We start from the raw sequence: 14,583 nt of genomic DNA, 5'->3' as shown, positions 1-14,583 counted from the left end.
ACACAGACTAACAATAAAAGGAAATAAAAAACCCGACATTTAAGTAAATATCGGGCTTTAGGGATTATGATGAACTTAATTGCTAGGCTATATTAAGAAAAAATACGCCCACAACCCGACGACTAGGGTAGCAAGAATATTAAGAATAACACCAACACGTATCATCTCGTTTTGCTTAATCAGCCCCGTACCAAAGACAATCGCATTCGGCGGCGTGGCAACCGGTAACATAAAGGCACATGAGGCGCCAATACCGATGACCAAGACGAGCACTTCATGTGGCAGTCCCATTTGCTCAGCAATAGCAGCAAACACTGGTACTAACAAAGCAGCAGAAGCCGTATTAGAAGCAAACTCCGTCAAGAAGATAATAAATGCCGATACGGCAATCATGACGATAATAAGCGGTGCTGAAGACAGCGCATTGGCAACCGTTTCGCCCAGTACCAAAGACGCACCTGATACTTTCAAAATCGTCGATAGCGCGATACCGCCACCGAACAGCATGAGTACGCCCCAATCGGTATTATCAGACACTTGCTTCCATGACACCAAACCCAAGCTCACTACAGCAGCAGCAGCGGATAAGGCAATTACGGCATCAGTATCCGTGATATCTAATGCAGCGCCGATTTTTTTGGAAAATATCCAACTAAGGGCGGTAATGATAAAGACGATAATCGTCACTATACGCGGTTTATTCCAAGCGATAGGCTCGTCTTCACGCAGTACAATCTTACGGTTTAGATTTGGTTTTAAATACACATACATGGCACCCAATAATAATGGCAAGAGCACCAACATCATCGGTATACCAAACTTCATCCAGTCTACAAACGCAATATCAAGCGCCTTTGCGGCAATAGCGTTTGGCGGCGAACCAACAATCGTACCCAGACCACCAAGACTCGCTGAATAAGCAATACCCAGTAATACAAAAACAAAGGTGCCACGGTCTTTTTCACGGTCAACTTGGGTCAAAATACCGAGTGCTAGTGGCAACATCATCGCCGCGGTCGCAGTATTCGATATCCACATCGACAAAAACGCTGTCACACCAAATATCAAAAATACTGCCGTACTGAGCTTACCGCCTGACATCGATAAAATCTTTAACGCAATTTTTTTATCCAGTTGCTGTACATGTAGTGCCGCTGCCAAAGCAAAACCACCAAAGAATAAATAAATCGTCGGATTGGCAAAGCTTTGTAAGCCAATCTCCGCATCAAACTCTGGAATGCCAATCAACGCACCAACGACGACGACCAAAAGCGCCGTAATCGTAACGTGCACCGCCTCTGTCAGCCACAGTACCCCGATGAAAAACAACATCGCCAGGCCTTTATTTGCATTGATATCAAACGGCAAAACGTTATAGATAATCATACTGATAACCGCCGCAATAGCGACCACTATCAACCCTTTACCTGTACCTTTTGGAAAAGTATCGGTAAATAAATACTCGTTGCCATCATCAGGAAGATGGCTATCTAGTTTTTGCTCTGACATAAAATGTCCTTATTTTCCCCCTTGGATTCAACATTGAAGTGCAACGCACCCGAATCTAGATTTTACCTCAAGCGGTGTTCTAAACCCTAGCACCTTTCTAGGTCGATTATTTAAACTGTCTTCAATCGACTGAACTAAGTGACTGCATAGGTTATCTAGACGCATCGACTTAGGTAGAAACTGACGAATTAAACCATTGGTATTCTCATTAGTTCCGCGCTCCCAAGAATGATAAGGCTGAGCGAAGTAAATATCAGCCTTTAACGCGGTTGCCATCGCTTCATGGTCAGCAAACTCTTTACCGTTGTCAAAGGTGATGCTTAACGCCTGCTCACCTTTTAGCATGTCAATACAAGCTTGTGTGACAGCTTTTGCCTTACGATTGGGTAGCGCTTTGATCTTAGTCTCTCGAGTCGTTCTATCTACTAAAGTGACAAGCACACCTTGATGCCCATGACCAACCACAGTATCCCCTTCATAATCGCCTATACGACTGCGCGTATCAATGATACTAGGACGCTCAGTGATATCACAGCGGTTCGCTATTTTCCCACGCCTATCATTGCCGTGCAGATACCGTCTCTTATAACGCTTTTGACATCTAAGGGCGTTGTGTAGATCACCCCCTGCCTTTTTGTCAGTATAGATGTGTTGGTATATCGATTCATGGCTTGGGACATCTTGCCAACCTAGCATCCTCAGTCGCCCTGTGATCTGTTCAGGTGAGTATCTCTTGTTTAACAAGTGCTCAATATAGCACCAGCCAAAGCGGCTGATCTGTGCGCTATTCACAACTTTGCGCTCTTTTGCCAAACGATGGGCTTGTTTGGGGCGATAACCCCTTTGTCCCATGTTTCGCTTTATCTCTCGACTAACCGTTGATTTATGACAGCCGATAATTCTAGCTATTTCGCTCATGCCTTTTTTAGCTTGCAATAGCGCTGATATTTGATATCTTTGCTCTTGGGTAAGATGTGTATAGTGTTTCATAACGTTCTGATATGTAGGAGTTGAAGTTTGAAATGCAACACGGCACATCTTACTCTTCAACTCATTCTTTTAAAACGTTGCACTTCTTATTTGAATCTAGGCCCAAAGACAATGTAAAAAACCTAAAATAAAAGCGTATTTTGGCGATATACCCTTCATCAATCGGTAACCGCAAAAATACGCCGTCATCATAGCAGATATATAACAAAAAACTGATTTAAGAGTGCTGCTGATAATTTTGCAATAAATGTGGTTATAGAAAAATTAAGCAGTAATCCTTGTGATGTATGGTTACACATCGTCACTAAACAAGCGTACACCGTGTATGTACAAGCGTACAGTGCTATCTCATACTAAATAAGTTAATTAAAGCTAAAAGCCGATAAATTTACCCATTATATTTTTAAAATTTTTATTGGGCTTTATTGGACATTGATAAAAGCAAACAGGAGTATGCTATGCCAAATTCAAACAAAACCGATGCGACCACAAAAATGGCACCAAAAGATATCAATCAAGATGGCTTGGATAAAAAAGATCAGCAGCGTACCGACGACTCCGCATTAGATATGATGCAAGGGTTACATGAACATGAAGATCACGAAGAAGACGATAAGTAGTTTGTCTCATTAAGCTTATTTGAATTAAAAAGTTAAAATAAAAAGCGCTCATCAAGCAGATGGGCGCTTTTTTCGTCTCGGCTGTCTTTTTTCTGGCAAACGGTCTGACATATAGTTATAGAAAAAAGCTGCACTCAAAACAATGCTAATAGGGACAAATAACGCGCCATAGCCAACTTTAGCGTACAAAAACGCCCCAACGGCGCCGCCACCGCAAAAGCAGTACCAAATAATCGCTTGAAAGCCCAATGTAGGCTTACTAATACGCCGTCCCGCCAGCCAGTTACCGATGGCAGCGCCCATATCAGAGGTCAGACCGGTCAAATGGGTGGTACGAATAACCGCGCCGCTATAGGTGGCGACCATCGCATTCTGTAAGCCGCACGCCATCGCCGCTGCCAATTGTCCTAAGTAATCATGCTGCTGATATAACCAATAGCTAATCAATAACAGCGCCGCTTCTATATACAGCGCACTGCCGTAACGCCGACCCAGCTTTAATGATCGTTGCCCAATCACAAAACCGCTTAATATTGCTCCTGCCAAAAAAGACAGCAGCAAAGCACCGATAAATAAAATACTGCGACCGTCTAAATGGGCAATCGCCGCTGAAAACAAGCTGACATTACCGGTCACATGCGAGACAGACAGATTGGTAAAGCCCATTAATGCGGCGGTATTGACGCAGCCTGCGCTAAATGCCAGTACAGCGCCGCCCCACAATATCCATTTTGGTAATCTGGTTATCATATTCGTTGCCTAATGGCCTAACACCAAAAAGCCCTTATTATAACCAAAAAAGACAGCCAATTGGCCGTCTTCTCTACTGCTTAACTCATATTAACTTTGCTTACAACCATTATTTTGTCTCATCAAGCATCATTAATTGCTCACTGATAGCAACGGTATTAAAACCTGCATCCACAAACATAATCTCACCGGTGATACCAGATGCCCACGGTGATAGTAAAAATAGCGCCGCATTACCGACTTCGGTCTGGGTAATATTACGCTGTAACGGGGCGATTTTTTCACTGATATCGAGCATTTTACGGAACGATTTGATACCGCTTGCCGCAAGGGTACGAATAGGTCCAGCAGAAATCGCGTTGACACGAATACCTTCACCGCCCATCGAGGTAGCAAGATAGCGCACACTGGCCTCTAAACTGGCCTTTGCCATGCCCATGACGTTGTAATTTGGCAACACTGAAATACTGCCTTCATAGGTCAAGGTCAACATAGAACCATGACGCATGGCTAGCAGCGCGCGTGCTTCTTTGGCCAAGGCCACAAAGCTATAGCTTGAGATATCATGAGCAATTTGGCTGCCTTCACGAGTGGTGGCATTGACAAAATCGCCATCCAGCTGGTCCATCGGCGCAAAGCCAATCGCGTGGACAACACCATCAATACCATCGCCCCAATGCGCGGTCACTTGCTCAAAACATTCAGCAATCGATTCATCTGATGCCACGTCACACTCAAGCACTAAATCCGCTTCAAAGGCTTCGGCGGCCATATCGACGCGTTTTTTAATTTTGTCATTGGGATAAGTCAAAATTAACGACGCGCCTTCACGGTGCAGCGCTTCAGCGATTGCCCAAGCGATAGAAAGTTTGCTTGCGATGCCGGTAACGACAAAGCGTTGTCCTTGTAGTAACATAATAGTTCCCTGTAAATCAATTTAAATGATAGATTATTTTTAATAGCTCGCTCATAAATAGCGAGTGAAGACACAAATTAAAAGATGACTCATTATACACGAATTGATTTAAGTAAACACTCGTATACTGTATTTACTTACACGCTATAAACGCTTAATCTCCTTTCATAGTAATAGCTAATATGGATAAAACGATTATCTACTGAGCATAGCAGTATGAAGTTAAGCTGTTTTCAAGTATAATCACAGCCCTCCCAGCTTGCACAATTTTTATAAAAATCCTTTACAACCATTGTTTGTAAACAAGGATTAGCGTTAAGCTACACCCACATTTTGGATGGCTGCCAAACTTATGAGCAATACCCCAACAATAGCAACAGATTTTCATGAAAGTGTTGAATCCTATCGTCAGCTAATCACCTCAACTGGCGAAGACTTAGAGCGTCCTGGCTTGCAAGATACTCCAATACGCGCGGCAAAAGCGTTTGCGCATTTGACGCAAGGCTATCATCAAAGCTTGGAAGAAGTGGTCAATGGCGCGGTATTTCCATCGACCAATCGTGAATTGGTCTTGGTGCAAAACATTGAATTTTATTCATTATGTGAGCATCATATGTTGCCATTTCATGGCGTCGCGCACATCGGTTACTTGCCCAATGGTCAAGTATTAGGGTTGTCAAAGTTCGCCCGTATCGTCGATATGTTTGCCCGTCGCTTGCAAATTCAAGAGAATTTAAGCGAACAAGTGGCACAAACGATTATGGATGTGACAGGTTGCCGCGGTGTGGCAGTGGTTATGGATGCAGCGCACATGTGCATGATGATGCGCGGCGTTAACAAGCAGCATTCAACCACGCGCAGCACAGCGATGCTAGGCGAATACGTACACGACAATCAAGCCCGTAATGAGTTTTTAGATGCGGTGCCAAAGCGTAAACCTGCGTTTTAATATCGTTTAAAATAAAACCAGTGCTAGTTATAAGCAACCGAGAAGTAAAGAAAAAGAGCACATTGCGATAACAGCAATGTGCTCTTTTTTATTTTTAGAAATTGTTAATCGGACTTATTAAGTAGCTTAAATAACTTAAGCAACTTTACCAGTTTTTGCATCACGACTGGCGTGCTCATCACTGGCTTGCTTAATCTTGGTTAAAATATCCTTAATTTCAGCAGCAGATAGATAAGTCGGCACCGCATAAGTATCGCTGACTTCTTTTGCCGCGGCTTTGGCAATATCATTAAAATCACTGCTTTGCATATTTTTAACGGTTGGATCGATATTTAAGGTAGCAATCAGCTCGCGTACTTGTGCGATGAGACTATCGGCAATATCACTATCACTCTTGCCAGCTTGACCCGATTTGACCATACCAGTCTTGCGAGCTAACTCTGCCAATCTTTTTTTGCTGCCTTTACGATTGACGTCAAGCACATACGGCAGCACGATGGCATTGGCACGGCCATGGGGGATACTATAGTGCGCCCCCAACTGGTGAGCGATAGCATGGACGTAGCCAAGACCGGCTTTATTAAAGGCGATACCGCCGTAGTGAGCAGCGATACCCATCTCTTCACGGGCTTTGAGGTTGCTGCCATCTTTATAAACTAGGGGTAGATTTTGCATCACAGTTTTAACCGCAGAGGCAGCATAATAATCGGTCTCGACGCTAGCATTGGCACTCATCCATGCTTCTAAAGCATGGGTTAAGACGTCGATACCCGTATCAGCTGTGATATGCGCCGGCATGCCTTTCATAATAATCGGATCGATAGCCGCTGCTAATGGCACCATTCTTGGGTCGATAGACAGGGCTTTTTGATGCGTTTTGTCATCTGACACCACCGCACCCAACGTCGCTTCTGAACCGGTGCCCGCTGTGGTCGGAATACAATAAAGCGGAATCGAAGGCTTTCTGGCTTTTAGGATACCGATAAGCTGTTTTGGCTTACAGTTATTGCCCTGTGACATCGCAATCATTTTAGCGGCATCAATAACCGAGCCGCCACCGATGGCAATAATCGAGTCGCACTTAGCATCGACAGACTTGCGCAATCCTTCTTCGACGACTTTAAAAGTAGGATCTGGGGTAATGCCGTCGTAGATTTTATAGCTAATATTTTTGCTATCTAGATAGTCTGTGACTTTCGCAGGGATGCCCAGTTTGTTTAATACTGCGTCCGTAACGATAAAAACATTGGTATTGCCTTCATTGATGAGCATGTCGCACAAATCTTCACATGAGGTCTCACCGACAAATAACATCGGTCTTCTGATAGGCACAACGTAAGCGAACGCTTTTAGCACTTTGGCACGCGTCTTAGCAACCGCCAAATAACCGGCGTGTTGTAAGCCTGTACTACTGACCAATTTAGAAATTGTATTTTGTTTTTTCATAGGTATAAAAATCCTTTTTAATGATGCTAATACTAGCAATAACGACAACTTAAAGCAGCGATTCATCACCGCAGTCAAAATAAAAAATGCTGTCAAAACAAAAGCACGGTGAATAAAAATACTGCATCAGCCTCTACATAAAGCAGACTACTGTTTAAACTTATTGTACCACCGCCATTTTTAGGATGTCATGATTATTATGAACTGCGATGTTCTGATTATTTAGCGTCGCATCTTTGCTTATACAAAGAAAATCAGCCATCAACTTACTTCTTTACGAAAACTTAAAATAGTCTCAATAGCGACTTGTTGTAGGTTCGTTCAGGCTTTTTGTCCACGCGCTTTTCTCCCCAACTAAGATCCCCATCATATTCAATCAATTCGACAAATTCTCTAGGTAGATTTACAGAAACGCCACCAAGATCGCCAATGGCATATTTGTCTTCTGTATTAGCTACGGTTGAACTATCCGAACAACCACTAAGCGATAGAGCGCTAAATAAAAGCATCAAGCATAATTTTCTCATGTTTTTTACTTATAATAATTGATAGCGTTTATTGTTATAACAAATTCGCCTGCAACAGCTGCTGTGCGTATGGGTGCTGTGGGTTATTAAACACATCTTCGCTAGGGCCCGACTCAATACACACACCATCTTTTATCACCATCATATGCTGACATAAGGCGCGTACTACTTTTAAATCGTGGCTGATAAACACATAGCTGACTTGCAATTTTGCTTGAATTTCCCGTAGCAAGTTGACCACCGTAACCTGCGTGGTGCTATCAAGCGCCGACGTTGGCTCATCTAATATCAATAAACTTGGCTGCATAATAAGGGCACGCGCAAGGGCGACGCGCTGACGCTGACCACCTGATAGTTCATGCGGATAACGCTGCGCAAAATCAGCTGGTAGATGCACAGTCGCCAAACTATCCATCACTGCTTGCTGGCGTTCTGCTTTATTGACACCTTGAACTAACAGCCCTTCTTCGACGATTTGCATGACTGTCATGCGCGGATTGATACTGGCAAAGGGGTCTTGAAACACCATTTGACTTTGCGAGCGAAAGGTGCGCAAATCACGTTTGGACAATGCTGTCATGTCCTGTCCATTGACCATTATCTGACCACTGACACGCGCTTGATTACTGAGTAATTGACTTAGCGCAAGGGCAATCGTCGTTTTGCCAGAACCTGACTCACCAACGATACCTAATGCCTGCCCTTTCCGCAGGGTCATATCGACATCTTTTACCGCATCAAACCAGCGTTTGGTACCGCCAAACAAGCTTTTTTCAATCGGAAACTGCACTTTTAGGTTACTGACCTGCAATACGGTTGGTAACTGACTTTCATCATCCAATAAACTGAGCGCGTGCCCGAAATCTTGCTGAATAAGCGAGCGGGTATATTCTGCTTTCGGCTCATTAAATACCGCTGCCGTTTGCCCTTGCTCAATCGTTTGCCCTTGGCGCATAACGATGACATCATCACTATAACGCCTGACCAGATTGAGATCATGGCTGATTAATATCATCGCCATATTGTGCTGACGTTTGAGATTATCTAGTAGCTCAAGAATCTCATGTTGCAGGGTGACATCAAGCGCGGTCGTCGGTTCATCGGCGATTAAGATATCAGGCTGCTGCGCCAATGCCATAGCAATCATGACTCGTTGGCGTTGACCGCCTGATAACTCATGCGGAAAGCGATTCAGTTTATCAGCAGGATCGTTGATATTGACATCATTTAACAAGGCGATACTTTTTTCGCGCCATTGCTTTTTGGCTACGCCGCTGAGATGCAATGATTCAGCAATTTGTTTGCCGACTGTATGTAGTGGATTAAGCGCCGTCATCGGCTCTTGAAACACCATACCGATATGCTGACCACGAATAGAGCGCAGCGCCGCATTACGTGCCTTATTATTAGCTACCGGTAATGTCACCATTCCTGTTACATCTGCTAATTGTACATCGCCAGTAACGGTCAAACTGTCCGGTAGCAAACCCAATAGCGCAAGACTGGCAATCGATTTTCCCGAGCCCGACTCACCTACTATAGCTAACGTCTGCCCTTGCCTAAGCTCATAAGATAGCTTATCTACCAGAGCAACACCTGCATGAGTTATGATGCTAAGTTTATCTACGCTCAGCATGAGCTTGTTTTGGCTGTTGCTATGACTATGATTTAAATAGGCATTTTGCTCAGTAGCACTTTGCTCAGTCGTCGTCATATTAGCGTTTATCATCTTATCAGTTGTCATATCAGGAGCGCCTCGGATCAAAGGCATCACGTAGCGCTTCGCCAACGAAGATGAGCAATGATAAGATAAAGGTTAAGCTAAAGAACCCTGATAGCGCAAGCCATGGGGCATCAAGGTTGTTTTTCCCTTGTACCATCAGCTCACCAAGCGACGGTGAACCAGGTGGCAAGCCATACCCTAAAAAGTCTAACGCTGTTAAAGCAATAATATTAGCCGTTAAAATAAACGGCAGTTGTGACAAGCTTGATGCCAATGCATTTGGCAAGATATGCCTGAGCATGATTTGACTGTCTGATACCCCAAGGTTACGCGCGGCACGAACATAATCAAAATTACGCGCGCGCAAAAACTCTGCTCGCACCAACCCTACCAATCCCATCCAGCCGAATAACAACATCATCGCAAACAGCATAAAGATACTAGGGCTGAATAAGCTGACCAAAATAATAATCATAAACAGCTGAGGCATCCCGCCCCATACTTCCATAAAGCGCTGCCCGGCCAAATCCACCCAGCCACCATAATACCCTTGTATCGCACCAACGATAATACCAATGAGTGCCCCCGCGAGCGTCAGTGCCAGTCCAAACAATAACGATACCCGCAACCCATAAAGTATCCGCGCCAGTACATCGCGTCCTAAGTCATCAGTGCCCAGCCAGTTCTGGCTATTGGGCGCGGCTGGATATGGAATCCCAAGCTCAACGTTGGGTGTCTGGTCAGCAAAAGGAATGGGCGGCATAATATAAAAGCCCTGCCCATCAATCAGAGCTTGCACCGCAGGGTCCTTATAGTTGGTTTCGGTCTCAAACACTCCGCCAAAAGTCGTTTCAGGATAGGCTTTTAGGAAGGGGAAATAATAATCACCTTGATACTGCACCAGTAGCGGCTTGTCATTAGCAATCACATTGGCTGCCATACAAATGACAAATATCAGGGCAAAAATAAATAGCGATGTTACTCCAAGGCGATTATGACGAAAACGCTTTAGACGCGCCTGCCAGATAGGGTTTAGGCGGCGTTTTTTTTCTATAGCAATAGACGCTGCGCTTGAGGGTGTTGAAGATAATGGATGACTTGACATTAGCGCCCCTCAAAATCAATACGCGGATCAATTAAGTGATAACTCAAATCACTGATTAACTGCAATAACAGCCCGAGCAAAGTAAAGATAAACAGCGTACCAAATATCACCGGATAATCACGCTGCTGAATGGCTTCGAAACCCAACAACCCCAAACCATCAAGTTTAAAGATAATCTCAATCAAAAAATTACCGGCAAAGAAAATCCCAACGATGGCCGCTGGGATACCGGCGATAATAATCAGCATCGCATTACGAAACACATGGCCGTATAACACTTGCCGTTCGCCCAAGCCTTTGGCGCGCGCGGTAAGGACATATTGCTTACCGAGCTCTTCTAAAAAACTAAACTTGGTCAAGTAAGTCAAGCCAGCAAAGCCGCCAACGGTACTTGCTAGGAGCGGCAATGCCAGATGCCAAAAGTAATCTTTCACTTTACCAAGGGCGCTTAATTGATCGAAATTCTCAGAAGTTAATCCTTGCAGCGGAAAGATATTCCAGTAGCTGCCACCAGCGAAAAACACCAATAGTATGACGGCAAATACAAAAACGGGAATCGCATGGCCGATAGCAAGCAGCATGGCCGTGGCTTTATCAACCCCCGAGCCATGATGCATGGCTTTATAAACACCCAGTGGAATGGCTATCATATAAATCAGCAACGTGCTCCAAAGCCCAAGTGAGATGGATACAGGCAGCTTTTCTATAATGAGGTCAGTCACAGTCTGACCTTTAAAAAACGACTCACCAAAATCAAGCTTGGCGTAATTCTTGAGCATGAGCCAAAAACGCTCAGGTGCTGACTTATCGAAGCCGTATTGCGCATTGATAGCAGCGACCATTTCCTCAGATAGGCCGCGCGTGCCTTGGTAAGTGCTCTTATTGCCGCCGGCACTGCCCGCACCGATATTACCGCTGAGCGCACTGTCCTTTGCACTTTGTTCGATAAGCGCCAGTTGCTGCTCGACAGGGCCGCCCGGCGCCGCTTGGACAATGACAAAGTTCGCCAGCAATATCAAAAATAGCGTCGGTAATATCAGTAACAACCTTTTTAAGATATAACGACCCATAATGACGGCTTCCTAAAACATAGAGATATGACAACTTAGCATTTAGAAGTTATTTTTAAGCTCACGTAACGCAGCAAATATAGTCAAAGACTTGTCATCATCGATAATGACTTTAGACTTCACCCCTGCTATCACACTGGGCTCTTGCGTACGCAAAAACACGTTAATTGCGCGCTCGTGTTCTAAAATGACTGGCAATGTCGGGATACCTTGGGCGGTTTTTTCTTCTGCTTGCGCAAGCGCTTGCTGCATCGCTTCATTGGCAGGTTCAATAGATAGTCCAAAGCGCAGATTACTGGCAGTATACTCATGAGCAGGATACAGCAGCGTCTCAGCTGGCAAGCCATTTAAACGCTTAAAGCTCTCATGCAATTGCTCAATCGTGCCGGTAAAGACACGTCCGCAACCGGCACTAAATAAGGTATCACCGCAAAAACAATGCTTTTGTCCATCGATATCTAAGATATACGCCATGTGGCTTGCGGTATGACCAGACACGTCCCACACTTGCGCGGCGCAGCCCCACGCACTGACCGTACTGCCATCCTTGATGGTCTGGTCTTCATCGACGTTATGCTCTGTATGCGCAACCAAATGCGTCATTGGATAAGATTCTTGTAGCTCGGCAACACCGCCGATATGATCATGGTGATGATGCGTGGTCCAGATAGACGTCAGCTCCAAGCCATTTTCTTCTAAATAAGCGATAACTGGCTCGGCTTGACCCGGATCAATGACAATCGCCTGCTTATTATTTTCATTAATGAGTGTCCAAATATAGTTGTCATTGAACGCTTTAATGGGGTGAATACGAATACTCATATAAAATCCTTAGCAGTGATTGTCTTTATTACTGATGTTTTTTATTAAATTTTAAAAACCAAATGAAACGTGACTTTACTTATTGGTTTAAATGATAATTTTTAAATAACTGTTTTGAGCCATTATCTTAAACTATTGCTTTAAGTATCGATTAACACGGGCTTCCGCTTCTTTATCTGACCACCAATAATCGATACCGATCGCATTGGTCGGCAGTTTTGCCGTATGACGATATTGATTCCAGTAGGCAACATTGGTGCTAGATTTGCCGTATAAAGGGACTAAATAATGTCCTGCCCGTAGCAGGCGATCAAGTACGTGAGTATATAAGACGATCTCATCGCGACTCTTAGCGTCGCCCAGTTTTTTAATAACACTGTCAATCGCTGGGTTTTTAATACCGATGGTATTGGCGTTACCCGCTTCATCAGCGGCAGCACTGCCCCAAAAGCCCACTTGCTCCGCGCCAGGCGATAAGCTCTGTGCAAAGATGTCGACCATAATATCGTAGTCAAATCGGCGCACACGTTCGTAATATTGCGGCCCATCGACTTGGCGTAAAGTCGCATCAAAGCCCAAACGCTTTAGATTACGAATATAAGGCAACAATACCCGCCCCATAGTTTCACCCGTCATCAAGATCTCAATCTGAGCAAGCTTACCGTTTGGCTGATACAACTTCATATCTTGATAATAAAAACCAGCCTCTAGCAATAGCTGCCGCGCCTCTAACAATCCTTGACGATTAAAACCGCTACCATCGCTGGTTGGCAATCGCCATTCGTCTAGTACCGCTTGCCGTTGAATCGGTTCAAGCTTGGCGAGCAATGGTTTTAATACCTGCATCTCAGCCACAGATGGCGTGCCAGTAGCCGCAAGCTCCGAGCCATGAAAAAAGCTTTGTAAGCGCTCATATTGGCCATGGAATAAAGTTTTGTTCATCCATTCAAAATCGTAAGCTGCCGTCAAGGCTTGGCGAACGCGAATATCTTGAAAAATGGGCCGGCGCATATTCATCACCAAACCCTGCATTGGCACAGGGTTTTCACTGCTGATGGTTTCTTTATGAATCAAACCGGCTTTGACAGCGGGGAAATTGTAACTTGTTGCCCAATTAGAGGCTTTATTCTCCGGACGGAAACGATATTGCCCTGACTTAAAACCTTCAAAAGCAATCTCATCACTTTGATAATAGACAAACTTAATCATATCAAAATTATAACGACCGCGATTGACCATCAAATCCCGACCCCAATAATTAGGATCACGCACATAGCTGACCGCACGCCCCGCATCGACGCGGCCAAGTTTATAAGGACCGCTGCCCATGAGCGGCGTTAAGGTGATTTTCTCAAAATCTGTATCAATCGAGGATTTAGCAAAAACAGGAAACTGGCCGACCGTCAATAATATCTCTTTATTGTCATCAGACTTAAAAACAAACTTTACCCGCTGCTTATCGATAATCTCAATGTCTTTAATATCACCTAAATAGCTGCGGATATACATCGGACCTTTACTCAATATCGCATCATAAGTGGCTTTGACGTCACTACTGGTCACGGGCGAGCCGTCCCAAAAGCGCGCGGCAGGATTAATATGGTAAATGATCCAGCTGGTATCATCAGGATCATAGGTGACTTTATCTGCCAGTTGCGGATACATGGTAAAGGCTTCATTGAGTGAGCCCGTCATCAAGGTATCATACAGATAGTCGGTGCCAACCATCGCCACGCCTGTGGTCATCCATTTATTGGCCGCATTAAAGGTGCCGCGTGCATCTAGTGACAGCGTACCACCTTTGGGCGCCTTTGGATTGGCATAAGGCATGTATGGTACGTCAATATACTCAGTGGTACTATTATGCCCAAGCGCCGTTGTGGTGATTGGCGCGGCGATACTAACAGGTATCCAGCTGATAGTCATGGCAACTAAGACGGCTTTTAGCATGGTATTTTTTAGCATCATGACTGTATAACCACCCTCATAACGACCCTCTACTCTAAACCAACTTGGATAAAAAATGCGCGACTGACGGCAAAATAGACGATTGACGAAATTTTATCATAACAAACTTAGGTTTTTTAACCTAATGCTTTGCAGCGTTAAGGTTGCCACATAACCCATTATGCTACTTAACCCCAGTTCGGGATAAG

The 14,583-nt window shown here is 44.5% G+C and carries 13 protein-coding genes; 2 read left to right on the top strand and 11 right to left on the bottom strand.

What is annotated here, in order from left to right; genetic code table 11:
- Positions 1-87: 87 nt before the first annotated feature.
- Together B3R91_RS05355 and B3R91_RS05350 are read right to left on the bottom strand one after the other, a co-directional pair.
- Positions 88-1,509 (bottom strand): SLC13 family permease, encoded by a 1,422-nt coding sequence (locus B3R91_RS05355; RefSeq protein ID WP_068405268.1) that lies wholly within the window; start codon positions 1,507-1,509, stop codon positions 88-90.
- 27 nt (positions 1,510-1,536) lie between these two features.
- Entirely contained in the window at positions 1,537-2,499 is a 963-nt protein-coding gene (locus B3R91_RS05350; RefSeq protein ID WP_286796763.1) for an IS30 family transposase, read from the bottom strand.
- Positions 2,500-2,957: 458 nt separating this feature from the next.
- Between B3R91_RS05350 and B3R91_RS05345 the strand changes: the two genes are divergently transcribed.
- The gene (locus B3R91_RS05345) at positions 2,958-3,119 is read left to right on the top strand and encodes a hypothetical protein (RefSeq protein WP_201590858.1); all 162 of its coding nucleotides are present in this window, start codon (positions 2,958-2,960) and stop codon (positions 3,117-3,119) included.
- Between the two features lie 51 nt (positions 3,120-3,170).
- Here B3R91_RS05345 and B3R91_RS05340 read toward each other — a convergent pair whose 3' ends face one another.
- Positions 3,171-3,869, bottom strand: a complete 699-nt coding sequence (locus B3R91_RS05340; RefSeq protein WP_286796762.1) for a YoaK family protein — start codon at positions 3,867-3,869, stop codon at positions 3,171-3,173.
- A 109-nt stretch (positions 3,870-3,978) separates the two neighbouring features.
- Positions 3,979-4,785, bottom strand: coding sequence for an enoyl-ACP reductase FabI (locus B3R91_RS05335; protein WP_286796761.1), 807 nt, complete (start codon positions 4,783-4,785; stop codon positions 3,979-3,981).
- 352 nt (positions 4,786-5,137) lie between these two features.
- Here B3R91_RS05335 and folE point away from each other — a divergent pair, with 352 nt between their 5' ends.
- Positions 5,138-5,734, top strand: a complete 597-nt coding sequence (gene folE, locus B3R91_RS05330) for a GTP cyclohydrolase I FolE (RefSeq protein WP_223808440.1) — start codon at positions 5,138-5,140, stop codon at positions 5,732-5,734.
- Positions 5,735-5,869: 135 nt separating this feature from the next.
- Here the strand turns inward: folE and B3R91_RS05325 are convergent, their stop codons facing one another.
- The 7 genes from B3R91_RS05325 to B3R91_RS05295 form a co-directional block, all read right to left on the bottom strand.
- The gene (locus B3R91_RS05325; RefSeq protein ID WP_286796760.1) at positions 5,870-7,180 is read right to left on the bottom strand and encodes an iron-containing alcohol dehydrogenase; all 1,311 of its coding nucleotides are present in this window, start codon (positions 7,178-7,180) and stop codon (positions 5,870-5,872) included.
- 284 nt (positions 7,181-7,464) lie between these two features.
- Complete coding sequence (locus B3R91_RS05320; RefSeq protein WP_286796759.1) at positions 7,465-7,707, bottom strand: hypothetical protein; 243 nt, start codon at positions 7,705-7,707, stop codon at positions 7,465-7,467.
- A gap of 34 nt (positions 7,708-7,741) precedes the next feature.
- On the bottom strand, positions 7,742-9,421 hold the full coding sequence (locus B3R91_RS05315) for an ABC transporter ATP-binding protein (RefSeq protein WP_414707517.1): 1,680 nt from the start codon (positions 9,419-9,421) through the stop codon (positions 7,742-7,744).
- Positions 9,422-9,452: 31 nt separating this feature from the next.
- Positions 9,453-10,535, bottom strand: a complete 1,083-nt coding sequence (locus B3R91_RS05310) for an ABC transporter permease (RefSeq protein WP_144296223.1) — start codon at positions 10,533-10,535, stop codon at positions 9,453-9,455.
- Complete coding sequence (yejB, locus tag B3R91_RS05305) at positions 10,535-11,605, bottom strand: microcin C ABC transporter permease YejB (protein WP_286796757.1); 1,071 nt, start codon at positions 11,603-11,605, stop codon at positions 10,535-10,537. The genes B3R91_RS05310 and yejB overlap by 1 nt, the downstream gene beginning before the upstream one ends.
- A gap of 42 nt (positions 11,606-11,647) precedes the next feature.
- Positions 11,648-12,427, bottom strand: coding sequence for a hydroxyacylglutathione hydrolase (gloB, locus tag B3R91_RS05300; protein WP_286796756.1), 780 nt, complete (start codon positions 12,425-12,427; stop codon positions 11,648-11,650).
- Positions 12,428-12,559: 132 nt separating this feature from the next.
- The gene (locus tag B3R91_RS05295; protein ID WP_286796772.1) at positions 12,560-14,392 is read right to left on the bottom strand and encodes an extracellular solute-binding protein; all 1,833 of its coding nucleotides are present in this window, start codon (positions 14,390-14,392) and stop codon (positions 12,560-12,562) included.
- Between the last annotated feature and the right edge of the window lie 191 nt (positions 14,393-14,583).

This window comes from Psychrobacter sp. UBA6291 (genome assembly GCF_002439405.1).
GTDB lineage: Bacteria > Pseudomonadota > Gammaproteobacteria > Pseudomonadales > Moraxellaceae > Psychrobacter > Psychrobacter faecalis.
This window is presented reverse-complemented; position numbering and strand designations above follow the sequence as displayed.